Below are 26,009 nucleotides of genomic sequence, written 5' to 3' on the forward strand. Positions count from 1 at the left end.
CCAGTTTGAAGGTGTTATTGGTTGTCCCACATGACTTCGCATTCTTCTTTGATTGCTGATTTTAGCAACTCAATCAGTGGAAACGCTCTGCGCCCTAAGCTTACCGCAGGCTCTACTTGTTCTTCCTCTACATCTACATCAGTAGGGAGGTTTTCCTCAGCCGCATTTTTCGCAGATAGAGCAGAAGTTAACTTTGATAGCACGTCAGGAACATCTTGAGCGGAAATTGAGCCCGGCACTGTGCCGCTGTGACCCATCATTTTGATCATCTCTAATGCAATGTCGCCAAACATCGTGACATTTGCGTAGCTACGACAACGAAATGTAATAAGCATGTACTGCTCCTATTTTTAGGTGTTCGTTTGAGTATAAATCCTATCCGAGACATGAGGCAATTTAACGCGTTAATTCGCAATCTTTCAAATAGCTATCTATCTTTAACGGAAGACAAACACAAGGAGGTGATTTTGTTGAATTCTCAATTGCGGAAGCTGACTTGGCTGTTTAAAAGGCGAATTTTTACGTTGCTTATGACGTTATGCATATTGTCGCCTTCCATCTTCGCTCAACCCTCTCTTGTTTTTGGTGTGGTGCCACAACAATCGGCCACCAAATTAGTTCAACAATGGCAACCATTACTGCAACGTTGGGGCGAGCTTGCCGGAGTTGAAATCAAATTTGCTACTGCGCGTGATATTCCTACTTTTGAAGCCCGTTTATTGGCTGGAGAATATGACATCGCGTACATGAATCCTTATCACTTTACGCTGGTGAATCAAACTCCGGGTTATACGGCGTTAGCAAGAGCGAAGAACAAGCGTATTACAGGGATTATTGTGGCGAGAAAAGGGCAGTCAGTTACTCTTGATGATCTGCAAGAAGAGACGATTGCTTTTCCGGCTCCGCGCGCGTTTGCGGCTTCCATCATCACGCAATCTGAACTAGAACAGCAAGGCATCAAATTTACGTCCAAATATGTGGGCTCGCACGATTCGGTCTATTTAGGTGTTCTGAAAGGCTTGTATGTCGCTGGCGGTGGCGTGAAGCGTACCTTTGAGAGCTTGCCGAGTGAAACCAAAGAGCAACTGAGCGTGATTTATACAACCGCAGGTTATACCCCTCATGCCATTGCAGTCGCGAATGAGGTAGATGAAGAGATGGCTTTGGCATTGCGAGCGGCGATCTCACAACTCAATGAGGATCCCAAAGCACAGGTGAGCTTCGCTTTACTCAATATTGATGGATTGCAATTGGCGCAAGACCAAGATTGGCAAGACGTCGTCCAATTGGGCATTTCGAGATAAGTGGGCGCTTTATGACGCTGCGTTCAAAAACGATAATCGGCATTGCACTCATCGAAGCACTCGCGCTCGGTGTACTTATCATCAGCGGCCTCAACTGGTTTAAAAGCTCGAACGAGACCAGTCTCGAAGTTGGTAGCCAGAATTTGGTGAGTGTGTTTGCTCAAGCTTCGAGAGACGCGGTAATCGCGACAGATCTGGCGTACTTAGACAGCTTTGCACGCTCTGTCGTAAGTGAACACAAGTTGGCTTACATCCGTATCGTCAATCAAGATGGCATCGAACTTACGCTTCAAGGTGATTACACAGGCGTTGACACCAATGTTCGTCCTTTCGATGCAAGCGACGGTGTTTATGACGTGGCGAAAGCAATCACTTTAGGCGATCAGACTTTTGGCGTGGTAGAAATGGGTGTTCACGTCGAGCATGTTCATCAAATGCTTTCGTTTGCGACTCATGCGAGTTTGGTGATTGCCTTTGTCGAAATGTCGCTGGTGGCGTTGTTTTCATTTGCGCTAGGCAGCTACTTAATGAAGCGTCTGGATCTTCTCCGCACTGGGGTAATTAAGGTTTCACAGCAAGGGCCGGGTTCGCAAATTTCTATTTCAGGCAATGACGAAGTCACGCGCGTTGGAGAGGCGTTTAACCAAATGTCGCGCTCTTTAGCGCAAGCGCAAAACAAACTTCAGCAAGAACATCAAACCCAGCAGCAGTTATCCGCCAAAATATCGCAGCTTGCCGAGGTGGCGGAACACGCTCGCGATACCATCATCATTACGCATCCTGACGGCACGATTGCTTGGGTAAACTCTGCGTTTGAGCAGTTAACCGAATATTCGTTAGAGGAAGTGGTTGGCAAATCACCGGGCGAACTGCTGCAAGGTGAAGACACCGACGCAAACACCGTCGCGCTGCTCTCGCAAAGTGTTCGCAGCCATTCCCCGGTTAGGGTTGAGATACTCAATTACACCAAGTCGCAGCGCCCATATTGGGTCGAGTTGGAGCTGTCTCCGGTGTTTGATGAAAATGGCGAGCTACTGCGTTTTATCGCGGTAGAACGTGACATCACCGATAGACGCGAGATGGAGAAGCGTTTGTCGTCTGCATTGGATAAATCGAAAAAAGCCACGCAAGCCAAGTCGGAATTTCTGGCAAACATGAGCCATGAGATTCGCACTCCAATGAACGCGATCATGGGGATCAGCGAGATATTGCTTGAGAACGAAAACCGCCGAGAGCCAAGGGAGTTATTGCTCCTGCTGCACAAATCTGCCAATAACCTTGTGACCATCATTAACGACATCCTCGATTACAGCAAAGTCGAAGCAGGCAAGTTGACGCTTGTTGAAGAGGAGTTTGATTTGCGCTCGTTAGTAGAGAGTTGCACGGCATTGTGTGCGTATCAAGCGGATAAAAAGAACCTTAAGTTATTGGTTGATATGCCATTAGCCATGAATACGGTCGTGGTCGGTGATAAAGGTCGGATTAATCAAATCTTACTTAACTTGATCGGCAATGCAGTGAAATTCACGGATGAAGGTCATGTGCTGCTGAAAGTAAGAGAAAGTGAGCTCGGTTTTGATTTTTCAGTGACTGATACAGGTATTGGAATTCCTGAAGACAGGCTAACTCATATTATGGATAAATTTGAGCAGGTCGATACCTCCGCGACAAGGCGACATGAAGGAACGGGCTTAGGGTTGGCAATCTCAAAACGTTTGATCAGCATGTACAACGGTGAGCTTTGTGTGCACTCGGATTTTGGCAAAGGATCGTGTTTTAGCTTTAGTTTGCAGTTGCCTAAACGAAGTCAGCCTCATTCTGAACCGGTAGAACTGAATGCAAATCGACTATTGTTGATTGATGATTATCTACCGCGCGTGGAACATTTGATGCGCTTAGCTAAGGAGATTGGCATCGAGGTGACTCATTGCAACGATTGGGCTGCGGCGCAGTCTTTGGGCAGAGATTTGGATGATTTTGACCGCATCATCGCGAGCGTGAACAATGCTCAGGATAGAGATGCGCTCTATGAGCTTGATGCGACAGAATCAGCCGCCAAACGGGTACTGTTTCTCGCCCCTTGTGTGATGGAGGAAGGGCTGGCATGGTCGTGCGAACGGGATCGTTTACTGCCGCAACCTGTCACACAGCATAAACTGCAAACTCTGCTTTCTAGCAAAATACAAAAGCGTCGAGCGCTTTCCTCACAAGACAATCCAGATTTTTCTAATTTGCACCTTTTGGTTGCAGAAGACAGCCATATCAACCGAATCTTGATTGAAAAAATGTTGCAAGACACCGGTGTGAAACTGACGTTGGCGGAAGATGGTGTCGAGGCCGTTGAACTCTACAAGCAGCTTTCCCCTGATTTGGTGATTACCGATATTTCTATGCCAAACAAAGATGGTTTTGGTGTGACAAAAGACATTCGTGAGTTGCAGGAAAACGGTGAGTTTCCTTGGTGTCCAATCGTGGCGTTTTCTGCTCACGCGATGCAAGAAGAGCAGCAAAAAAGTATTGCATTAGGGATGAATGATTACCTGACGAAGCCAGTTCAGAAAAGCGATTTACTCGATATGATTGCGAAGTGGGGACGGCATACTCAAATAGCTGAAAAGCACGCCTCTGGTTAGTGCTTTTGTGAATCGTATTTGGCCCTAATAAAACGGGCATGTTGTTACGCATGCCCGTTTGTATTTATTGGTTGCTTATCGCGGATGGAGTCTTTTACAAGCTGTGCGGATCACCCAGAGCGAGTGCTACTTTGGAAGACGGACGTTTACCTAACGCACGGCAAATTTGCCAACCCGCTTCATTGATAATGTTGAGATCAATCCCCGTTTCAATGCCAAGCTGTTCACACAGATAAAGCACATCTTCCGTTGCAACATTGCCACTGGCTCCTTTCGCGTAAGGGCAGCCGCCCAAGCCTGCAACAGCACTATCAATGGTATTGATCCCCATCAGTAAGGCTTGGTAGATATTGGCTAACGCTTGTCCATAAGTGTCATGAAAATGTACCGCGAGCGCGTCTTTTGGCAGTTGCGTTAACAGCGAATCCAGCATAGCGATAACTCGATTAGGCGTCGCTTTCCCAACTGTATCGCCCAGAGAAATCTCATAACACCCCATATCAAACAGCGTATTTGCGACCTTGGTAGTTTGCTCTGGCATGATGTCCCCCTCATATGGACACACCATGGTGCAAGACAAGTACCCGCGCACAGGTATGTTATGGTGCTTTGCGAGTTCGATCACCGGCTCAAAGCGAGAGAGGCTTTCGGCAATACTGCAGTTGATGTTTTTCTGGCTGAACGCTTCTGAAGCGGAGCCAAATACCGCAATTTGCTTTACACCGCTTTCCAGCGCACGTTCTAACCCTGCGAGATTTGGTGTGAGCGCGCTATAAACCACGTTTGGCTTTTGCGTGATACCAGCAAACACCTGATCGGAATCGGCCATTTGAGGTACCCATTTCGGCGAGACGAAAGAGCCCGCTTCAATGTGCTTTAAGCCACTAGTGCTTAGCTGATTGATCAAACGGATTTTATCAATCAGCGTCACTGCCGTTTCATTCTGCAAGCCATCACGCGCGCCGACTTCGACGATATTAACCTTCGCTGGTAGCATAATCGCGCTCCTTATTTTCACAGACATTATCGCGTGCAGAAATCAAATGCAGCAGGATGGAACCGTGCTGTACTTGGCCTCCATGTTGATAAAACACTTCATCAACGGTCGCTGCTACCGGAGCGGTAATGGTGTATTCCATCTTCATCGCTTCGAGTACTAACAGCGGATCGCCAGCCGCTACTTTGTCTCCTTTATTCACCATGACCGCCGAGATCACGCCGTTCAGTGGCGCGGTCGGGCTAAGCTCATCGTCTTTGTTCTTAACTGACTCAAAGTTTGGTTGATGAGCAAATGTGCGTTGCTGACCGAGGTAAAACAGCGTTGTTTTTTGCTCGTTGTTGAGTGCATTAAAGGCGTAGCGCACGTCATCAATATTAACGATGAACTGGTTATCTTTTTCCAGCAGGGTTACCTGATGCAGCTCCTCACCGCATCGGACAGTTATGTGATTAAGGTGCAGAGCCCCTGTTTCTTGCGATGATTGTTGCAAGCGTACTTGATGGTTGGCATTGGCATCCGTGAAGTTAAATCGATAAACGTTGTCAACCGACAGCCTAAAACCTTGTGTGGTTGGAGCGGGTAACGTTGAGCTGTCTGATTTTGAAATGAGATCATTCCAGCGAGCAACCGCCGCCAACGTTAGCCAAATAGAATCCGACACGTTTTGCTGCTCACATATGCCTTGCTGGTGTGTGACAAGGAAACCAGTATCGAGCTCAATGTTGGCAAAGGCTGGCTGCGAAACAAGGCTATGCAGATAACCGATGTTTGTCGTTACTCCACGCACGTGATATTGAGTTAACGCCTGCTTAAGCTGTTTGAGGGCGATGTCACGAGTTTGACCCCAGACGATGAGTTTGCTGATCATCGGATCGTAGTATTCGCTAATTGTATCGCCTTGGGTAACACCACTATCAACGCGCACATAAGCTAGGCGCACATTGTTGTCCGAGATGGGTTCTTGTAAATAATCAATGCATCCAGTCGACGGCATAAAGTCGTTGTCGGCATCTTCGGCGTAAATTCGCAGCTCGATTGAGTGTCCGTTATGGGTGATTTCAGATTGCGAGATCGGTAAATGCTCACCAGCCGCAACTTTGAATTGCCATTCAACCAAATCAACACCGGTGATCAATTCAGTGACAGGGTGTTCAACTTGCAGACGGGTATTCATCTCCATGAAGTAGAATTGACCTCGGCTATCGAGCAAGAATTCAACCGTACCAGCGCCAACGTAGTCGATCGCTTGCGCGGCCTGAACCGCGGCTTCACCCATTTGTTTTCGCAGTTCATCACTAAGACCGGGTGCAGGTGCTTCTTCGACTACTTTTTGGTGACGACGCTGAATGGAACAGTCACGATCAGAAAGATAGACACAGTTGCCATGTTGGTCAGCAAAGACCTGAATTTCAACGTGGCGCGGTTGCAATATGCATTTTTCGACAAGAAGCTGCTTATCGCCAAAGCTTGAAAGTGCTTCACGCTGCGCACCGTCAATGGCTAACGGTAGTTCGGCTGCGCTATTGACCACTCGCATGCCTTTACCGCCGCCACCTTGGGTTGCTTTCAGCATGACCGGATAACCGATTTTTTCCGCTTCAGCCGATAAGTGCTCAATGCTGTTGTCTGTGCCGTGATAGCCCGGAACCAATGGTACGTTCGCCTCTGACATGATTGCTTTGGCTTGAGACTTCGACCCCATAGCCTCGATTGCGCTGGTAGAGGGACCAATAAAGACGATGCCATTTTCACTGCACGCTTTAGCCAGTTTTGGGTTCTCAGAGAGAAAACCATACCCAGGGTGGATTGCATCGGCTTGCCATTTTTTCGCTGCGCCGATAATCGCATCGATATCAAGATACGACTCACTCGCCGGAGCAGGGCCGATAAACTCGGCGAAATCCGCTTGTTTAACATGTAAGCTGCTGCGATCCGCTTCGGAATAGACGGCAACCGTCTCTATAGCCATGCTTTTTGCGGTTTTAATGATTCGGCAGGCAATTTCACCGCGGTTTGCGATCAGTATTCTTTTAAACATGATTCCTCCAATTGGCGGCGCGCTTTTCAAAAAATGCACTCAGTCCTTCTTGTCCTTCGCTGGACACGCGGGCGGTTGCAATGGCTTGGCTGGTGTATTCAATTAATGAGTGATCGATAGGTTGGTTGTCACAACGTAAGCAGAGCGTTTTTGCTGCCTGCATGGCTTGTGGACCGTTGTTGAGCAGGTGGTCAATGGTGCGATTGACGGCTTCACGTGGTTGAGAGTCGATCTGATGAAGAATATTCATCGATAGCGCGGTTTCGGCATCAATCAGTTCGGCGGTTAAAAAGTAACGTCGGCTTTGTCGTTGTCCAATCGCTCGGATTACGTAGGGGCCGATAGTGGCGGGCAATAAGCCGAGCTTCACTTCACTCAAACAGAAGCGGCTTTCAGGTGTACCGATAGCGATATCGCAGCAGCAGATAAGCCCGAGTGCACCACCAAATGCCGCGCCATGCACCATGGCAATGGTTGGTTTGCTAAAGGTATCCAGTTTATGCAGGAGCATCGCCAATTGCTGTGCATCTTGAAGGTTTTCACTCTCGGTTTTGGTGGCCATTGACTGCATCCAGCCAAGATCAGCACCCGCAGAAAAGTGTTTCCCTTGCGCCTTTAGTACTAACGCGCGTAGAGAGTCGTCTCGCTCTAGTTGTTCCAAAGTTTCGATAAGAGAAGCAATTAATTCATCATTAAACGCGTTGTGTTTCTCTGGTCGATTCAGGCTCAACCAGGCAACGCCATTGCTGTCTTTTTCAAGCAGTAGTCCGGTCATGTGACTTCCTATGTCTGACATTTCAGTCTGAGATTCCATTGCTCGCTAACCAATACTTGTATAAACATCGGTATTCGCGAGGAATTAAGGTTTACCTTGCATCCGACTACATGCGGAAGATGCCAAATTTACTGTCTGGTATTGGTGCATTGAGCGCCGCAGACAGAGCAATGCCGACAACATCGCGTGTTTTCGCCGGTTCAATAATCCCGTCGTCCCACAGGCGGGCACTGGCGTAATAAGCGTGGCTTTGGACTTGATATTGCTCCGCAATTGGACGTTTGAACGCTTCTTCTTCCTCTACGCTCCAGCTTTCACCTTTGCGAGTTTTGATATCGCGGGTCACTTGCGCCATCACGCCAGCCGCTTGCTCTCCACCCATGACGGAGATGCGCGCGTTTGGCCACATCCACATCATGGTTGGATCATAGGCGCGGCCACACATACCGTAGTTACCTGCGCCATACGAGCCACCAATCACTACGGTAAACTTCGGTACGTCTGCACACGCCACAGCGGTTACCATTTTCGCGCCATGTTTGGCGATGCCTTCTGCTTCATATTTTTGGCCGACCATAAAGCCCGTTATGTTCTGCAAGAAAAGCAGAGGAATTTTGCGTTGTGCACACAGCTCAATAAAATGCGCGCCTTTTTGTGCGGATTCTGAAAATAGAATGCCGTTGTTAGCGACAATGCCAATCGGCATACCGTGAATATGGGCAAAGCCACAGACTAAAGTTTCACCAAATAGCGCTTTAAATTCATCGAACTGCGAATCATCAACAATTCGGGCAATCACTTCTTTTACATCAAACGGCTTTTTAAGATCGGTTCCGACGATGCCGTACAGCTCTCGCGCAGGAAAGCGTGGTTCCTGTGGCGTTTTTTGCTTGAGTTGGACGGGTTTCAAGTGGTTGATTTGTGAAACCGCTTGTCTTGCCAGCTCTAATGCATGGTGGTCGTTTTCTGCGTAATAGTCCGCCACACCAGATGTACGGCAGTGAACGTCTGCGCCGCCAAGATCTTCCGCGCTGACTTCTTCACCTGTTGCTGCTTTTACAAGAGGAGGACCTGCTAAGAAGATCGTACCTTGCTCTTTTACTATGATGGAGACGTCACACATGGCAGGAACGTACGCGCCGCCAGCGGTACATAGCCCCATGACCACAGCAATTTGCGGGATCCCCTTGGCCGACATTCGGGCTTGATTATAGAAAATACGACCGAAGTGTTCTTTATCTGGGAAGACCTCATCTTGGCGGGGGAGGTTAGCGCCGCCAGAGTCGACTAAGTAAACACACGGCAGTTGGCATTTTTCTGCAATTTCCTGCGCGCGTAAGTGTTTTTTCACTGTAAGTGGGTAGTAACTGCCGCCTTTTACCGTCACGTCGTTGGCGACGATCATGCATTCGGTGCCGTCAATCACACCAACCCCCGCTACTACGCCCGCACATGGAACGTAATCTGGATACACATCCCAGCCAGCAAACTGACCAATTTCTAAGAAGGATGAACCGGGGTCGAGTAGGGCAAGAATGCGCTCACGTACCGGAAGTTTGCCTTTCTTCTGCTGATGTTCTCTAGCTTTCTCACCGCCGCCATCTTCGATTTGCGCAGTCACGGTATAGAGTTGATCTACAAGCGATGCCATAGAGCGGTAGTTTTCATGATACTGCTCTGAATGGGTATTAATATTGGTCGTCAAACAAGCCATAAATAGCCGATCTCCATTCGGTAGACGGGTGACACCACCCGTCTTTATCTATGTTGAATAAGATTTAGGTTGAATAAGGAATTTATTTAGAGTCAGAACGCCTGAGTGGATTAACTAGGCGCTTTCGTTAAACAATTCGCGACCAATAAGCATGCGTCGAATTTCTGAGGTGCCCGCACCGATTTCATACAGCTTGGCATCTCGCAGCAAACGACCAGTATCAAACTCATTGATGTAGCCGTTACCACCAAGTAGCTGAATGGCATCCAACGCCATCTTGGTTGCCAGCTCAGCGCTGTAGAGGATCGCACCAGCAGAGTCTTTACGTGTGGTTTCACCGCGATCACAAGCGGCTGCCACAGCATATACGTAGGCTTTAGCAGCATTCATTTGTGTGTACATATCCGCGATTTTCGCTTGCACAAGCTGGAATTCACCGATGGATTTGCCAAATTGTTTGCGGTCATGGATATAAGGCACAACGATGTCCATACATGCTTGCATAATGCCAAGCGGGCCACCGGCAAGCACCACTCGCTCGTAGTCCAAACCGCTCATCAACACTTTCACACCTTGGTTTTCTTCGCCGAGAATATTTTCCGCAGGGACTTCGCAGTTTTGGAAGACCAACTCACACGTATTCGAGCCGCGCATACCCAACTTGTCGAGTTTTTGTGCTTGAGTGAATCCAGGAAAGCCGCGTTCCACAATAAACGCCGTGATGCCTTTGGAATGTTGGCTTGGGTCGGTTTTGGCGTAGACAACATAGGTGTGTGCATCAGGGCCGTTGGTGATCCACATTTTGTTGCCGTTTAGCAGGAAAATATCGCCTTTACGTTCCGCTTTAAGCTGCATAGAGACCACATCAGAGCCAGCGCCGGGCTCGCTCATTGCTAGAGCACCAATATGTTCACCGGAGATGAGTTTAGGTAGGTATTTCTCTTTTTGCGCTTGTGTGCCGTTGCGGTGGATTTGATTGACACAAAGATTGGAGTGAGCGCCGTAACTTAATGCTACCGAGGCGGAAGCTCGGCTGATTTCTTCCAAGGCAATAACGTGGGCGAGATAGCCCATGCCTGCACCACCAAACTCTTCGCTGGTGGTCACACCTAAAAGACCCATATCACCCAGTTTGGACCAAAGATGGTTTGGAAAGTCGTTAGTTTGGTCGATAGATTGCGCTAGCGGCGCAATTTCTCTTGCAGCAAAACTATTGATTTGCTCGCGAAGCAAATCGGTATTTTCGTCATAAACAAAGTTCAGGGAAGAGTAGGTAGATTTCATTGCGTGTCCTTGCCTTTACGTCACCTACATCCCAGAGTTGAGGTGTTAGGTGACTTTTTCGCCTTTCATGGATCTCAGTGTGTTTTGGCATCGCAACTGTGCCGCGTTTAACTCCATCATTACCGCTTGAATGTCGTTTGCTTGCTGTTGCAATGCTGCCTTCTTCTCTTCGATCAACCGAATCATATAGTTCAACTGCTCAGTACTTTGATCGGTATCGTAGAGTTCAAATAACTCTTTGATATCTGCAAGAGAAAAGCCCAATCGCTTACCTCGCAAAATCAGTTTTAGTCGAATTCGATCGCGACCATTGTAGATTCGAGTGTTGCCTTTACGTTCTGGAGTTAGGAGACCTAAATCTTCGTAGAAGCGAATACTTCGGGTAGTAATGTCGAACTCTTTCGCGAGCTCACTGATCTTAAATGTGTTCATTCCTTAACCTTACGACTTTCGTATAACATTCATACGAATATACAATTCGTTAACGTTAAAGTAAACAAACAACATCCACTCTTGAGCCTTGATATCACTCGCATTTACTCGAAATAAAAGAATCACTCGAACAAACAATAACCTCAAACTTGACGTTAACGTAAATGTTAGTATAGTTATGACGTAAACGTCAACAAAAGGTTAATGGAATGAAAAATGAAACATGGATTGTTGCCGCTAAGCGAACGCCTATCGGCTCTTTTCAAGGTGCATTAGCTTCATCAGATGTCACGGAACTCGGTGCGAAAGCCATCCAAGGGGCACTAGCCGAAAGCCAACTCGATGTGCAAAAAATAGACGAAGTGTTGATGGGATGCGTTTTACCCGCCGGCGTGGGGCAAGCGCCAGCAAGACAAGCAAGTCTTAAAGCAGAAATGCCACAATCGATTGGTTGTACGACACTGAACAAAGTCTGTGGCTCGGGTATGAAAACCGTGATGCTGGCGCATGATCTTATTCAATCTGGTAATGCGCATGCGGTTATCGCTGGTGGTATGGAAAACATGTCGTCTTCTCCTTATCTATTAAAGAAAGCGCGTGATGGTTTCCGTTTAGGTCACGAGCAAGTGCTTGATCACATGTTTTATGACGGTTTGCAGGATGCCTACCAAGGCGAATTGATGGGTGTCTTTGCCGAACAAACCGCTCAAAAGTACCAATTCAGCCGTGAAAGTATGGATGCATGGGCACAACAATCGGTGACTCGTGCGCAGCAAGCGATTGAGCAAGGTTTGTTCAAAGAAGAGATCGTGCCTGTTAACGTAAAAAGTCGACGTGGTGACACCTTGGTTGTAGACGATGAGCAACCGAGTAAACTCGACGTCACTAAAATTCCTACCTTACGCCCTGCGTTTGCTAAAGATGGCGGCGTAACGGCAGCCAACTCAAGTTCTATTTCTGATGGTGCATCAGCAATGGTATTGGTTGATAGTGAATTTGGCCGTCAGGAAAACCTTCAACCTCTAGCCAAAATTGTCGCGTACAGCACGCATGCAAGACAGCCGGATGAGTTCACCATCGCACCCGTATTCGCGATTGAAACGCTGTTGGAAAAAACGGGCTGGGACAAATCAGACGTGGACCTTTGGGAAATCAATGAAGCCTTTGCTGTTGTCACTCAATACGCAGTGAAAGCGCTTGAATTGGACGCGAGCAAAGTGAACTCTCGCGGCGGTGCATGTGCTTTAGGCCACCCCATTGGTGCAAGTGGTAACCGAATCCTCGTGACTTTGATTCACGCTCTTAAACAAACAGGCGGTAAACGTGGCGTTGCATCGCTTTGTATTGGTGGCGGCGAAGCTACCGCTATCGCGATTGAAATCTGCTAAATCATTCTCAACTCAATTACTCACAGTAGTCAGTGAAACGCTGAAAAATACAAGGATGTCATCATGACAGAACAAGTAAAGCAGTATATCGGTGGTGAATTTGCCATCTCCGACTCAAAACAATGGCTAGATGTAACCAACCCGGCAACCAACGAAGTGATTGCGCAAGTACCTTGTGCCACGGAATCGGAAATGAATGCGGCGATCGCCAGCGCAACAGAAACATTCAAGCATTGGAAAGAAGTTGCAGCGCCGGAGCGTGCGAGATTGATGCTGCGTTACCAACACCTGCTAAAAGAGCAACACGATGAGTTGGCGATATTGCTTTCAAGTGAGACAGGCAAAACCCTAGCGGATGCAAAAGGTGATGTTTGGCGCGGGATTGAAGTGGTAGAACAAGCGGCGAACATTTGTAGCTCAATGATGGGCGAAACGGTGGAAAACGTTGCGACCAATATTGATGGTTACTCTTACATTCAACCGCTCGGCGTTTGTGCTGGCATCACACCGTTTAACTTCCCTGCGATGATCCCATTGTGGATGTTCCCGATGGCGATAGCTTGTGGCAACACCTTTATTTTGAAGCCGTCAGAGCAAGTGCCACTAACGGCAATGAAACTTGCGGAGCTGTTTGAACAAGCTGGCGCACCAAAAGGCGTATTGCAAGTTGTTCACGGTACCAAAGGGCAAGTCGATCGCATTCTGACTGATCCAGTCGTTCGTGCGATCTCTTTTGTTGGCTCTGTGCCAGTTGGTGAGTACATCTACAAAACGGGTACGGACAACCTAAAACGCGTGCAGTCGTTTGCGGGTGCGAAGAACCACATGGTCATCATGCCAGATGCAAACAAACAGCAAGTGATTAATAACTTGGTTGGCGCGTCCGTCGGTGCTGCAGGCCAACGCTGTATGGCGATTTCGGTGGCAGTATTTATCGGCGAAACTAAAGAATGGATTCCAGAGCTTAAAGAGGCGTTAGCTCAGGTTCAGCCAGGCGCGTGGGACGATGAAACTGCCGGTTATGGTCCGCTGATTAGCCCTCAAGCGAAGCAGCGAGTGGTGAATCTGATTAATGAAGGCAAAGCGTCAGGCGCGAACTGTGTTCTGGATGGGGCAGATTGCCAAGTACCTGGCTTCCCGAACGGTAACTGGGTCGGTCCAACACTGTTTACCAACGTGACCACAGACATGTCGATTTATCAGGAAGAGATTTTCGGCCCAGTGCTACTCACCATGGAAGTGGATGATTTAGATGAAGCGATTGAGCTGATCAACGCGAACCGCTTTGGTAATGGTACGTCCATTTTCACAGCGAATGGCGCAGCTGCGAGAAAGTATCAGCACAATATCGAAGTGGGTAACGTAGGTATTAACGTGCCGATTCCGGTGCCATTGCCGTTCTTCTCATTTACGGGTTGGAAAGGCAGCTTCTACGGCGATCTTCATGCTTACGGCAAACAAGCGGTTCGCTTCTACACCGAGACGAAAACTGTCACTGCGCGTTGGTTTGAAGATGACATTCCAAGCGGTCCAAACATGACTATCCAACTTAGCTAATTACTGGATTGGCGATACCTCCAGCCAAGCCTTCCGTTTAAGTGGGCTTGGCTTCAATTGCAACGAATTAGACCTTAGGACTTCAAGATGGATTTTGAATTAAACGAAGATCAACTCGCGTTTGCCGAAGTAGCAAAGCAGTTTGCAGACCAAATGTTAGCGCCACACGCGGCCGAGTGGGATGAAAACCATCACTTCCCTAAAGATGTACTGCGTCAGGCGGGTGAGCTTGGCTTTTTGAGCATTTACACACCGCCAGAGCACGGTGGCTTGGGGTTATCTCGTTTGGATGCAGCGATCATTTTTGAGCAGTTGGCTATGGGTTGTACCGCGACTACAGCGTTTATGACAATCCATAACATGGCAACTTGGATGATCACCAGCTTTGCCAAAACCGAAGTCGCGCAGCAATTTAGCGCGGATTTAATTTCGGGTGAAAAGCTTGCTTCCTACTGTTTAACCGAGCCAAACGCAGGCTCTGATGCCGCTTCGCTGACGACACGTGCGGTACGTGAAGGTGACGAGTTTGTCTTGAATGGCGCAAAAGTGTTTATCTCTGGCGCGGGTGATACAGATGTTCTCGTCGTGATGGCGCGTTCGTGCGGTGAAGGGGCGGGTGGCGTTTCTGCATTCGTCGTTCCTGCTGATTGCGAAGGCATTTGCTACGGTAAGAAAGAAGCGAAAATGGGTTGGAACTGCCAGCCAACGCGCATGATCACCTTTGAAAATGTCCGTATTCCAGCCGACTATCTGTTGGGTGAAGAGGGCGAAGGCTTTAAGTTCGCCATGCTTGGTCTGGATGGGGGTCGAATCAACATTGCTACTTGTTCCGTGGGCACTGCACAACAAGCACTGAACGAAGCCAAACAATACATGACTGAACGCAAACAGTTCGGACGTTCACTAGCGCAATTCCAAGCCCTGCAATTCAAGCTGGCCGATATGGCTACTGAGCTGGTTGCCGCACGTCAAATGGTGCGACTCGCTGCCGCCAAACTCGATGCTCAACATGCAGAAAAAAGCGCGTACTGTGCCATGGCAAAACGCTTTGCTACTGATGTGGGCTTTAAAGTCTGCGATCAGGCGCTGCAAATTCACGGTGGCTATGGCTACATCAAAGAATACCCAGTCGAGCGCCATTTCCGAGACGTTCGTGTTCACCAAATTCTTGAAGGTACCAACGAAATCATGCGTCTGATCATTTCAAGACGTTTACTCACGGAAGGCGTAGAGCTGCTTTAGAAAGCGAGACAGAGCCTTACCTCAAGGAACAACAAAGGACTGAAAGATTATGACGGCACAAATCAAATTAGAGCGTGAAGCGCACATTGCCAAGCTCACGATTAGTAACCCGCCAGCAAACACTTGGACGCTTGAATCTTTGAATCAGCTAAAAGAGTTGGCGATTGAACTCAGTAATGATCGCTCCATTTATGCGTTGGTACTGACGGGCGAAGGGGAAAAGTTCTTCTCTGCTGGCGCGGATCTCAACAACTTTGCATCCGGCGATAAATCACAAGCAACAGATATGGCGTTCGCATTTGGTGAAGCCTTTGAAGCGCTGTCTGCGTTCGATGGTGTTTCCATCGCGGCAATTAATGGTTACGCGATGGGTGGCGGTTTGGAAGTGGCAATGGCGTGCGACATTCGCATCGCAGAAGAACAAGTACAAATGGCACTTCCTGAAGCATCGGTCGGCTTGTTGCCTTGCGCGGGCGGGACGCAAAACCTGACCGCGTTGGTTGGTGAAGGTTGGGCGAAGCGCATGATCCTGTGTGGTGAGCGTGTGACGGCCGAGCGAGCGGAAAAAATTGGTTTAGTCGAAGAAGTGGTTGCAAAAGGCCAAGCACTGGAAGCGGCTATGGAACTTGCACAGCGCGTCGCAGGTCAATCGCCGAAATCCGTGTCTGCATGCAAAACGCTTATTCAAGGGCGACGCAGCCAAACTCACGCGGCCGGACTCGTACTGGAGCGTGAACTGTTCTTACAGCTGTTCAATACACAAGATCAGACTGAGGGTGTGAACGCCTTCTTGCAAAAGCGTAAGCCACAATGGACAAACAGCTAGCGGAGGCCAAATGACAGGTACAGTAAATGTTTCACAGATAGAATGTGCTGACGGTTCTGCCATTGGTGTGTTGGAGCTTGATAATCCAGCCGCCCTTAACGCGCTGAGTTACGTAATGATTGAGCAGTTGTACAAACAGCTTAATGAATGGCAAATGGACGACAGTATCGTTGCGGTCTTTTTGCATGCCAAGGGTGACAAAGCGTTTTGTGCTGGCGGCGATATTCAAGCGATCTACCGTGCTCTAGAAAACAAAGAAGAAGATTTTGATTCTGCGTTTTCAGCGATGGAGACCTTCTTTGACCTCGAATATCGCTGTGATTATCTTATTCACACTTATCCAAAACCGATCATCGCGTGGGGACATGGTTATTTGATGGGCGGCGGTGTGGGCTTATTTATGGGCGCAAGCCATCGCGTTGCAGAAACCACCACACGCTTTGCGATGCCAGAGATCAAGATCGGCCTCTACCCAGACGTAGGTGCGACCTACTTCCTAAATCAGTTACCAAAACATTTGGCACTTTTTCTGAGTTTGACGGCTTGCCAAATTAACGCGACCGACATGAAAGCGTTGGGATTAAGCCAATGGATTGCAAAGCCAGAAAGCAAACAAGCACTGTTGGATCTGCTCGCATCGGTAAGTTGGAAAGGTGAAGCGAACATCAACGAAAAAATCGCCACTACGCTGCGTTCGGTACAAGTGGACGAGCCAAGCGAAGGGATGTTGATGCCATATGCGGGCTTGATTGAGCAGCTTTGTTCTGGCGATTTAGATTCGATTGTTCGCGCAATCAGCAGTGCTGACGTTGACGATAAGTGGTTCGTCAATGCGCAAAAAGCATTGAGCTATGGCAGTCCGTTGTCGCTCAATATCACCTATCAGCAGTTAACGCAGTATCAAAACCTCTCTTTGAAAGCGTGTTTTGATATGGAATTTAACCTAACACTACGTTGTGGTTTAGAAGGTGATTTTAGAGAAGGGGTTCGCGCGTTGATTATTGATAAAACCAATCAACCGACTTGGCAACATCGCACGGTTTCTGACGTAACGCCACAAGCTTTGGAACGCTTCTTCGCACCAATTGACTCAACAGAATACCCACTGACCGCATCGTCGGTTGCTACTGAGGCACTTTAGACAAGGAAGAAATACGACATGGACAAAATTGCATTTATTGGCCTTGGCAACATGGGTGCGCCTATGGCTAAGAACCTACTCAAAGCGGGCTTGAACGTCGAAGTGTTTGATTTGAACCCGAACGCAGTAGAGGAACTTACCGCACTTGGCGCTTCACGTGCCGATTCGGTTCAGCAGGCAGTTCAAGGTGCGGGCGTGGTAGTCACCATGCTACCAGCTAGCCAACATGTTCAATGCGTCTATCTTGGTCAAGACGGGATCTTAGACAGCGTTGAGTCGGGCACTTTGCTGATTGACTCATCGACCATCGATCCGGCGACAGCACGAACAGTCGGAGAACAAGCAGAGCTGCGTGGCATCAGTTTTGTGGATGCGCCGGTGTCTGGTGGGGTTGCGGGCGCAGCAGCAGGTACGCTGACTTTCATTGTGGGCGGCTCACAAGAGAACTTTGTTCAAGCCAAAGCGGTGCTTAGCCACATGGGCAAAAACATTTTCCATGCAGGTGACGCTGGAGCCGGTCAGGTGGCGAAAATCTGTAACAACATGATGTTGGGCATTTTGATGAGCGGCACCTCTGAAGCTCTCAATTTAGGCATGGAAAACGGACTCGATCCTAAAGTGCTGTCCGACATCATGCTGCAAAGCTCAGGCCGTAACTGGGTGCTAGAGCTTTATAACCCTTGTCCGGGCGTGATGGAAAATACACCAGCAAGCAATGGTTATCAAGGCGGCTTTATGAGCCAGTTAATGGCGAAAGATCTCGGTCTTGCGATGGAAGCGGCGGTTGCCAGTCAAACATCAACGCCAATGGGCAGCTTGGCTCGTAATCTGTTTAATTTTCACAACGGTCAGGGCAACGGGCAAAAAGATTTCTCAAGCTTGTTTGAGTTCTACCAAAAGCAAAATCAGGCCTAAGGAGTGCTTATGGAGTTAGCAAATAAGGTCATTGCGATCACGGGGGCAGGGCAGGGACTGGGTAAACAAATGGCACTGTCTTTGGCGCAAAGTGGCGTTCATCTTGCGCTTATCGACCTCAATTCAGACCAACTGGCTGAAACGAAAGCGGAGTGTGAATCTCTCGGTGTTACCGCTCGTTTTTATGTGACGAACGTGACCGACGAGCAGCAGGTGTGCGCTGCTTTTACGCAAATTGAAGCGGAATTTAAACAGCTCAATGGCGTGATCAACAACGCAGGCATTATGCGTGATGGCATGTTTGTCAAAGTCAAAGATGGTCAGATCAATACGATGTCGCTAGAGCAGTTTCAGTCCGTTCTGAATGTGAATGTAACGGGTACTTTTCTATGCGGTCGCGAAGCAAGCAAGGTAATGCTGAACACCGACAGTAAAGGCGTGCTGATCAACATATCGAGCGTTGCGCGTGCCGGGAATATTGGTCAAACCAACTACTCCGCATCCAAAGCGGCGGTAGCCACCATGGCGACGGTGTGGGCGAAAGAGTTAGGGCGTTTTGGCATTCGCTCAGTAGCGATTGCACCGGGTGTCATCAAAACTGCAATGACCGATCAAATAAAACCTGCAGCGATGGATCGCTTGGTTAGTATGATTCCTGTGGGACGCTTAGGGCTTGCGGACGAAATTTCATCGACCATCAAATATGTGTTAACCAACGAGTTCGTCACCGGGAGGGTACTAGAAGTCGATGGTGGAATGCGAATGTAATCTTAATAAGAGGACCAGCGATAACAGTGTTGCTGGTTCTTCCGTATTATTGTAGTGAGCGTTAAAGCGCCACTTTAGTTTCACGTAATGCCCTCTTCCAACAGCGTTTATACGCTAGTTTTCATAACGCACCATGCTCAGTGACACGACGCAATTATCTCTTTTATCCAAAATTGTGATGTTTTCGAGCAAAATAACCACAAAATCTATTGTTGCGTCAAAACTGAAATTATTCATTTGTCTCTTAAATGAGAAAATCCCTTTTATGGTTGAAAATTATTCTCTTTGTCTTTTTTGTGGGACGAAATCGTTTCTACATCGAAAGTTGGTGATTTATTATTCACTACAGAATGCATGGGAAAGCATGCGCGGTGTGACCATTGTCATTCACGTGCAAAATAATAATCAAAACTTCCCACCACACTGAAGTAACTACCCATCAGGGAATAATAATAATGTCGCAATTTTATAAGCTCAGAGCGTTGTCTCTTGTGTTTTGGTTCGTGTTTTTGACGACCAAAGTCTACGCACAAAGCCCTGAGCCAAAAGATAAGTTTCTGCAATCTCTTGAAGGGATTGAGAGCCAAATTTACGCGCTGCCACAAAGTTCACTAGCACAAATCGAATCATTAGAAGAAGACTCTCTACTGCAAAACCAGCCCAAGGATCTGTTGATTCGTTATTGGCTGGCGAAGTCGACTGTTCTTGAGTTGTTAGGGCGCGATAAAGAGAGCTTAGCAGTGGTAGATAAAGGACTGAGTTTGACACCAGAACAAAGCCAAGAGCACTTGCTGTTCAAGCTGATCCAAATTCGAGCCATGATGGGCAATCGAGATATCGATACCGCGCTCTCGTCGTTGGATGCTTTGCTTGAAACGTCACGAGAAAAAGGTGACAAGAAATTGGAATCGGAAGTTCTGTTGCTCAAAGGTCGTTACTACGATGAGCAAGGGGACTATAAGAAATCGTACGCGGCGTTGATGTCTTCGATGGAAGCGGCGGAGTCATCAGGTGCGCAGGGCTTAGTCGAACGAGCAGCACTAGAGCTCGGTGATGTATTGGTAAAAATTCAAGGCTATGACCGCTCTGAAGTCGTGCTGAAGCAGGCGTATCGTTATTTTAAAGACCGCCGCATGTCGTTTAATGAGTTGCTTAGCGTCCTAACTATTGCAAAGCTACACAAAGCTCAGTTCCAATACGATGAAGCCATCACATCTTATCAAGCAGCTTTAAAGCTTGCGCAGATTATTGGTGACGGACGTTTTCGCTTTCGGGTGAACTTGGAGCTTGCGTCTCTGTATCGCGAAACCAACAACGAAAAAAACATGCTGCGTCATCTCAAGCTTGCCGAAAACTTGCAGTACCGTGAAACCTCGAATGCGTACTTGGCAACATTTAAGTTGTTGCAAGCTGAGTACATGCTAGAGCGTAAGCAGTATCAAGCTTTGTTAACGATGATTACGCCTTTACTTCCTGAGATCATCGAGAGTCGCTACATCAAACAGCAGCAAATGGAGCTGTTAAAAGTCGCTGCTATGGCTTACGCCGGAGATCAAAACTTCGAATTGGCCTATCAAACCTACGGTCAATATCATGAAAAATTCATTCAATTTAGTAATCAGCGTGAAGTCGAGAACTTAGAGCGACAACAAACCTTGTTTGAGCTAGAGCGATTAGAGTACGAGAACGAAAACCTCAACTGGAACAATGTATTACAGCGTTTAGAGCTGGAGAATAATCGCCGAACGTTCTACCTGTTGGGTGAAGTGTTATTGGTAATGATTGGTATTTTATTGCTTATGGCGTTGGTATTTTTGTACGTGAACCGTTCGCGTTTACGTATGCGTCGTTTGGCGAAAACCGACATGTTAACGGGCCTGTTTAACCGCCGATTCTTGGAAGAATGGTTTGCGAAACCTGCAGAGCAAAAGCCTAAGCTGATTGAAAAGCCAATTCCAGAAACGAAGAAAGGTAAGTTGGTTCACAAGCTAAATAAGCAAGTCATGCGTGTTAAATACGGCTATTTGGCGCTCAATCATTGGGTTGAAAGAAAGCTTGATAAGCAAAAAATGGTAGCGAAAAAGCCGGAAACAGGGCCGATCACGCTGGTTATGATGGATGTCGACCACTTCAAACAGGTCAACGATACCTATGGCCATGTGTTTGGTGACGTCGTATTAACTGGCGTAGCCAAAGTGCTCGATTCGTCGGTGCGTGAGAGTGATATTGTTGCTCGCCTTGGTGGGGAAGAGTTCGTTATCGTTCTTCCTAATACCGATCTTGAAGAAGCAACCGCGCTGGCTGAACGACTGCGTATTGCGCTTTCTCAACGTGGCTTTGTAACGGAGAACAATCAAGCCGTGAATGTCACTTGTAGTTTTGGTGTGATCACTTCGGATGACGTCGACGTTGCATTTGAAGTGCTTTGTAGCCAAGCAGATAAGTTGTTGTACGAAGCCAAATCCAGTGGACGAAACTGTGTGAAAGCACTGTCGTTTAGCTGATCATGGCACAATAAGAGTCGCGCAACGCGGCTCTTTTTTTGCCAGTTTTATGTGCTCATCACGTCCCTCTTAGGCTCTGGCAGAACTCGACTTACTTATCTATCTGATTCTTATCAATATGCTTCCTGCAAGTGCAGCACTTGGATATGCGTCCATTTTGCCAGGTGCTCCCATCTTTCATTTAAATCTTCTAATTTACGTAGTTGTGGTTGGTAACAAATCAGCAATACACGGGACTGGGCAGTCAATTGGAATTACTTACCTATCATTCAGAAATGACACAGTACAAATAATTAGTGTTCGATGTAAATTTTTTATAAGGATTCTACATTGCTTTATTTTCTGCGTTGATGCTTAAGTTGAGTTTAATTAAGGATCTTAATTAAACTATTGAAAATAAATGCATTAACTTGTTTTGTTTGTTGTTTTTGGGTGGTTCTTTGAATAGATAATGGGGTTGGGTTTGTCTTGGTATAGTGTGTATTTAAATCTCATTATCACTACTTTTAACAATAAATAGTTTGAGTTCGAACTAATTTTTTGGCATTTTATATTTAACTAACCGTTCAATTAAAAATAACAAGGACGCAAAATGCCAAAGGTGGGGATGCCTGAAATCAGAAAACCGCAGCTTGTAAAAGCGACCATGTCAGTGATTGACAGAGTCGGTTTACATGCTGCGAGCATCTCGTTGATCAGTAAAGAGGCTGGAGTATCAACGGGGATAATTAATCACTACTTCGGTGGTAAGCATGGGTTGTTAGAAGAAACCATGCGCGAGATCCTTCGTCAGCTTTCTTCAACAATCACTGGGAAGCTTCGTGCGTTGCCAGCAGATGCTCATCACCAACGTATCAACGCCATTATTGACGGCAACTTTGTTGGTTATCAGGCAGAAAACAAAGTCGCTAAAACGTGGCTGGCTTTCTGGTCTTACTCTATGCATGACGAGCAACTTAAGCGTTTGCAACGAGTGAATGAACGACGTCTGTTGTCCCATCTAAGAAGAGAACTAAAAGCACTATTAAGTGCGGAGCAAGCAGAGTTGGTTGCTCACGGGATAGCATCACTGATTGACGGTATATGGCTACGCGGTACGCTCAACCCGCAAGGCATCGATGCTGATAAAGCGAGGATCATCATCAACGATTATCTCGAAAAGCAGCTGACGTTTTACTCTCATAAAATATAAAAGTCACAGGTCTTCACTATGGAAATGAAAACACATTACATCGATGGTGCAATGTATATCGGATGTTCTGAAGAGCATTTCACCACTTACAATCCGGCAAATGGTGAGCCATTGGCCAATGTTAAACAAGCAAACCAGAGCGATATGGAAGCTGCTATTGAATCTGCAAAGCGCGGTTTTGAGGTTTGGTCTGCAATGACGGCCATTGAACGTAGCCGGATTCTTAATAAAGCGGTAGCGATTCTGCGTGAACGCAATGACGAGTTAGCCGCTTTAGAAGTGGCGGACACAGGTAAGCCAATTCAAGAAGCGATCGCTGTTGATATTACGACAGGCGCAGATGTTATCGAATATTACGCTGGTCTTGCACCAAGTTTGCAGGGTGAGCAACAACCACTTAATGAAAACCAGTTTTTCTATACCCGCCGTGAACCTTTGGGAATTTGCGCAGGTATTGGCGCCTGGAACTATCCTATTCAAATCGCAATGTGGAAATCAGCACCAGCACTGGCAGCTGGTAACGCAATGATCTTTAAGCCGTCGGAAGAAACACCGCTTACAGCGCTTAAGCTTGCGGAAATTTATTCTGAAGCGGGTCTTCCTGATGGTGTGTTTAACGTCGTGCAGGGTGACTACCGCGTAGGGCAGATGCTAACGGCGCATCCGGATATTGCTAAAGTATCGTTCACTGGCGAATCAGGTACTGGCAAAGTTGTTATGGGTGACAGTGCAAAAACGCTTAAGCAAGTCACAATGGAGTTAGGTGGCAAGTCACCACTGATCGTTTTTGATGATGCGAAGTTGAATGATGCGGTATCGGCCGCTATGGTCGCTAACTTTTACACTCAGGGTGAGGTATGTACCAACGGTACCCGTGTATTTGTCCATGAATCTATCTACGACGACTTTGTTGCACAGCTTAAAACTCGTACTGAGAAACTGGTTGTCGGCGACCCTCTTGATGAAAATACACAAATCGGTGCCTTAATTTCAAAAGAACATGAAAGCAAAGTGCTGTCAGCGATTGAGGGCGCAAAAGCGAGCGGTGCCACTCTGCTGACCGGCGGTTACAAAGTAACAGATAATGGTCTGGAAAGTGGTAACTTCGTTGCTCCAACCGTATTTATCGACTGTGACGATAGCATGAGCCACGTACAGCAAGAGATCTTTGGTCCTGTCATGTCCGTGCTTAAATTCAGCGACGAAGCTGAAGTTATCGAACGCGCTAATGATACAGATTATGGCCTAGCTGCTGGTGTCTTCACTCAGAATCTCTCTCGCGCTCATCGCGTTATTCACAAAATTCAGGCAGGTATCTGCTGGGTTAATGCTTGGGGTGACTCTCCGGCAGAAATGCCCGTTGGTGGCTACAAGCAATCCGGCATTGGCCGTGAGAACGGTGTCGAAACACTGAAGCATTACACGCAAACTAAGAGCGTGTTAGTCCAGCTTAGCGATTTCGAAAGCCCTTATCTCTAAACACACCTAGGAGACACAAAATGAAACAACACTACGATTATATTATCGTCGGTGCGGGTTCGGCCGGCTGTGTGTTAGCGGATCGCTTGAGTGAGAGCGGTCAGCACTCAGTATTATTGCTGGAAGCGGGTGGTACGGATAAGAGTATTTTCATCCAAATGCCAACAGCACTTTCGTACCCGATGAATACTGAAAAATACGCTTGGCAGTTCGAGACCGTACAAGAAGATGGTCTTGATGGACGCCAGTTGCACTGTCCTCGCGGTAAAGTTCTTGGTGGTAGCTCTTCTATCAACGGCATGGTTTACGTACGTGGCCATGCTTGTGATTTCGACCAGTGGGAAGAAGAGGGAGCAAAAGGCTGGAATTACCAGGCGTGCTTACCGTACTTCCGCAAAGCGGAATCTTGGGTCGGTGGTGCTGATGAGTACCGCGGTGACAGTGGCCCGCTAGGTACATGTAGCGGCAATGACATGAAGCTGAACCCGTTGTATGAAGCCTTTATTGAGGCTGGTAAAGAGGCGGGCTATCCAGAAACTGACGATTACAACGGTTTCCAGCAAGAAGGCTTTGGACCGATGCACATGACGGTTGATAAAGGCGTACGTGCTTCAACCTCTAATGCATACTTAAGCCGTGCCAAAAAGCGCAAAAACTTCACGCTCATGAAGCGAGTGACTGTGCGTCGTGTATTACTTGAAGAAACAAGGCTTGAAGAAAAAGGGCTTGAAGAGACAGGACAACAAGGCAAGAAAGCGGTCGGCGTTGAATTTGAGAAAGCAGGTTCAATTCAGCAGTGTTTCGCGAAAAATGAAGTCATTTCTAGTGCAGGCTCAATCGGCTCGGTACAGCTACTTCAACTTTCCGGTATTGGTCCTAAAGATGTACTAGAAAAAGCGGGCATCGAGTTGAAACACCAGTTGGAAGGGGTAGGTAAAAACCTGCAAGACCATCTGGAAGTGTACTTCCAATACCACTGTAAGCAGCCAATCACACTGAACAGTAAACTCGGCTTGGTGAGCAAAGGGTTAATCGGTACCGAGTGGATTCTGACTCGAAAAGGTCTTGGCGCAACCAACCATTTTGAATCGTGTGCGTTTATTCGCTCGCGTGAAGGGCTGAAGTGGCCAAATATTCAATATCACTTCCTACCTGCAGCTATGCGTTATGACGGTCAGGCTGCCTTTGATGGCCATGGTTTCCAGGTTCACGTCGGCCCTAATAAACCAGAGAGCCGGGGCACTGTAGAGGTGGTTTCTTCTAACCCGAATGATAAGCCAAAGATTGAGTTTAATTACATCTCGACTGAGCAAGATAAGCAGGACTGGCGTGATTGTATTCGTCTGACACGTGAGATTCTTAATCAACCTGCGATGGATGAATTCCGTGGCGATGAGATACAGCCCGGTCTCAACATCACTACCGACGAGCAAATTGACGAGTGGGTTAAACAGAATGTAGAGAGCGCTTATCACCCATCGTGCAGTTGCAAAATGGGTGCAGACGATGATCCGTTAGCCGTACTGGATGAGCAGTGTCAGGTACGCGGTATCCAGGGTTTGCGTGTTGTGGACTCGTCAATTTTCCCAACCATTCCAAATGGTAACTTGAACGCACCAACCATCATGGTTGCAGAACGGGCTGCGGACATGATTCTGGGTAATACGCTCGAAAAATCAAATAACACTCCGGTTTGGATTGCACCGAACTGGCAAGAGATGCAGCGAATGCATCCACCGAAAAGAGACTTAGATTCGATCTCTATTTAAAAATTTATAGAAAGTCAGAAATTATAAAAATCACTAAATATCAAAAGG

At 47.5% G+C, this 26,009-nt stretch carries 20 protein-coding genes; 13 read left to right on the top strand and 7 right to left on the bottom strand.

What is annotated here, in order from left to right:
• Positions 1-14: 14 nt before the first annotated feature.
• Positions 15-335 (bottom strand): DUF1840 domain-containing protein, encoded by a 321-nt coding sequence (locus BIW15_RS10260; RefSeq protein ID WP_077280944.1) that lies wholly within the window; start codon positions 333-335, stop codon positions 15-17.
• A 132-nt stretch (positions 336-467) separates the two neighbouring features.
• Between BIW15_RS10260 and BIW15_RS10265 the strand changes: the two genes are divergently transcribed.
• Positions 468-1,304 carry a phosphate/phosphite/phosphonate ABC transporter substrate-binding protein gene (locus BIW15_RS10265; protein ID WP_179115262.1) on the top strand — a complete coding sequence of 279 codons (837 nt, stop codon included), beginning with the start codon at positions 468-470 and terminating at the stop codon, positions 1,302-1,304.
• 11 nt (positions 1,305-1,315) lie between these two features.
• Entirely contained in the window at positions 1,316-3,937 is a 2,622-nt protein-coding gene (locus BIW15_RS10270; RefSeq protein ID WP_077280946.1) for an ATP-binding protein, read from the top strand.
• Positions 3,938-4,031: 94 nt separating this feature from the next.
• On the opposite strand, the gene BIW15_RS10275 is transcribed toward BIW15_RS10270, so the two are convergent.
• The 6 genes from BIW15_RS10275 to BIW15_RS10300 form a co-directional block, all read right to left on the bottom strand.
• On the bottom strand, positions 4,032-4,934 hold the full coding sequence (locus BIW15_RS10275; protein WP_020838013.1) for a hydroxymethylglutaryl-CoA lyase: 903 nt from the start codon (positions 4,932-4,934) through the stop codon (positions 4,032-4,034).
• Complete coding sequence (locus BIW15_RS10280) at positions 4,915-6,975, bottom strand: acetyl/propionyl/methylcrotonyl-CoA carboxylase subunit alpha (protein WP_179115263.1); 2,061 nt, start codon at positions 6,973-6,975, stop codon at positions 4,915-4,917. Before BIW15_RS10280 ends, BIW15_RS10275 begins: the two co-directional genes overlap by 20 nt.
• Positions 6,968-7,750, bottom strand: a complete 783-nt coding sequence (locus BIW15_RS10285; RefSeq protein WP_179115264.1) for an enoyl-CoA hydratase-related protein — start codon at positions 7,748-7,750, stop codon at positions 6,968-6,970. Before BIW15_RS10285 ends, BIW15_RS10280 begins: the two co-directional genes overlap by 8 nt.
• Before the next feature lie 106 nt (positions 7,751-7,856).
• Positions 7,857-9,464 (bottom strand): carboxyl transferase domain-containing protein, encoded by a 1,608-nt coding sequence (locus BIW15_RS10290; RefSeq protein ID WP_077280950.1) that lies wholly within the window; start codon positions 9,462-9,464, stop codon positions 7,857-7,859.
• A 114-nt stretch (positions 9,465-9,578) separates the two neighbouring features.
• Positions 9,579-10,748: an isovaleryl-CoA dehydrogenase gene (locus BIW15_RS10295; RefSeq protein ID WP_077280951.1), complete on the bottom strand. Its 1,170-nt coding sequence runs from the start codon at positions 10,746-10,748 to the stop codon at positions 9,579-9,581.
• A 45-nt stretch (positions 10,749-10,793) separates the two neighbouring features.
• Positions 10,794-11,180: a MerR family DNA-binding transcriptional regulator gene (locus BIW15_RS10300; RefSeq protein WP_005373242.1), complete on the bottom strand. Its 387-nt coding sequence runs from the start codon at positions 11,178-11,180 to the stop codon at positions 10,794-10,796.
• 209 nt (positions 11,181-11,389) lie between these two features.
• Between BIW15_RS10300 and BIW15_RS10305 the strand changes: the two genes are divergently transcribed.
• The 11 genes from BIW15_RS10305 (at position 11,390) to betA (ending at position 25,961) form a co-directional block, all read left to right on the top strand.
• Positions 11,390-12,568: a thiolase family protein gene (locus BIW15_RS10305; protein WP_077280952.1), complete on the top strand. Its 1,179-nt coding sequence runs from the start codon at positions 11,390-11,392 to the stop codon at positions 12,566-12,568.
• Between the two features lie 63 nt (positions 12,569-12,631).
• Positions 12,632-14,125, top strand: coding sequence for a CoA-acylating methylmalonate-semialdehyde dehydrogenase (locus tag BIW15_RS10310; protein ID WP_077280953.1), 1,494 nt, complete (start codon positions 12,632-12,634; stop codon positions 14,123-14,125).
• A gap of 87 nt (positions 14,126-14,212) precedes the next feature.
• Positions 14,213-15,367 carry an acyl-CoA dehydrogenase family protein gene (locus tag BIW15_RS10315; RefSeq protein WP_077280954.1) on the top strand — a complete coding sequence of 385 codons (1,155 nt, stop codon included), beginning with the start codon at positions 14,213-14,215 and terminating at the stop codon, positions 15,365-15,367.
• 49 nt (positions 15,368-15,416) lie between these two features.
• Positions 15,417-16,193, top strand: a complete 777-nt coding sequence (locus tag BIW15_RS10320; protein ID WP_069514741.1) for an enoyl-CoA hydratase — start codon at positions 15,417-15,419, stop codon at positions 16,191-16,193.
• A gap of 10 nt (positions 16,194-16,203) precedes the next feature.
• Complete coding sequence (locus BIW15_RS10325) at positions 16,204-17,334, top strand: enoyl-CoA hydratase/isomerase family protein (protein ID WP_077280955.1); 1,131 nt, start codon at positions 16,204-16,206, stop codon at positions 17,332-17,334.
• 18 nt (positions 17,335-17,352) lie between these two features.
• Positions 17,353-18,249, top strand: coding sequence for a 3-hydroxyisobutyrate dehydrogenase (gene mmsB, locus BIW15_RS10330; protein WP_077280956.1), 897 nt, complete (start codon positions 17,353-17,355; stop codon positions 18,247-18,249).
• 9 nt (positions 18,250-18,258) lie between these two features.
• Entirely contained in the window at positions 18,259-19,017 is a 759-nt protein-coding gene (locus BIW15_RS10335; protein WP_077280957.1) for an SDR family oxidoreductase, read from the top strand.
• A gap of 455 nt (positions 19,018-19,472) precedes the next feature.
• On the top strand, positions 19,473-21,521 hold the full coding sequence (locus tag BIW15_RS10345; protein WP_077280959.1) for a GGDEF domain-containing protein: 2,049 nt from the start codon (positions 19,473-19,475) through the stop codon (positions 21,519-21,521).
• Positions 21,522-22,113: 592 nt separating this feature from the next.
• A complete protein-coding gene (gene betI, locus BIW15_RS10350) occupies positions 22,114-22,713 on the top strand; it encodes a transcriptional regulator BetI (RefSeq protein ID WP_005463648.1) in 600 nt (199 codons plus the stop codon).
• An 18-nt stretch (positions 22,714-22,731) separates the two neighbouring features.
• Positions 22,732-24,192 (top strand): betaine-aldehyde dehydrogenase, encoded by a 1,461-nt coding sequence (gene betB / locus BIW15_RS10355; protein WP_077280960.1) that lies wholly within the window; start codon positions 22,732-22,734, stop codon positions 24,190-24,192.
• Between the two features lie 20 nt (positions 24,193-24,212).
• The gene (gene betA / locus BIW15_RS10360; RefSeq protein WP_077280961.1) at positions 24,213-25,961 is read left to right on the top strand and encodes a choline dehydrogenase; all 1,749 of its coding nucleotides are present in this window, start codon (positions 24,213-24,215) and stop codon (positions 25,959-25,961) included.
• Positions 25,962-26,009 lie beyond the last annotated feature (48 nt).

Origin of the sequence: Vibrio sp. SALL6 (assembly GCF_002002385.1) — a bacterium.
In the GTDB taxonomy this organism is placed as follows: domain Bacteria; phylum Pseudomonadota; class Gammaproteobacteria; order Enterobacterales; family Vibrionaceae; genus Vibrio; species Vibrio parahaemolyticus.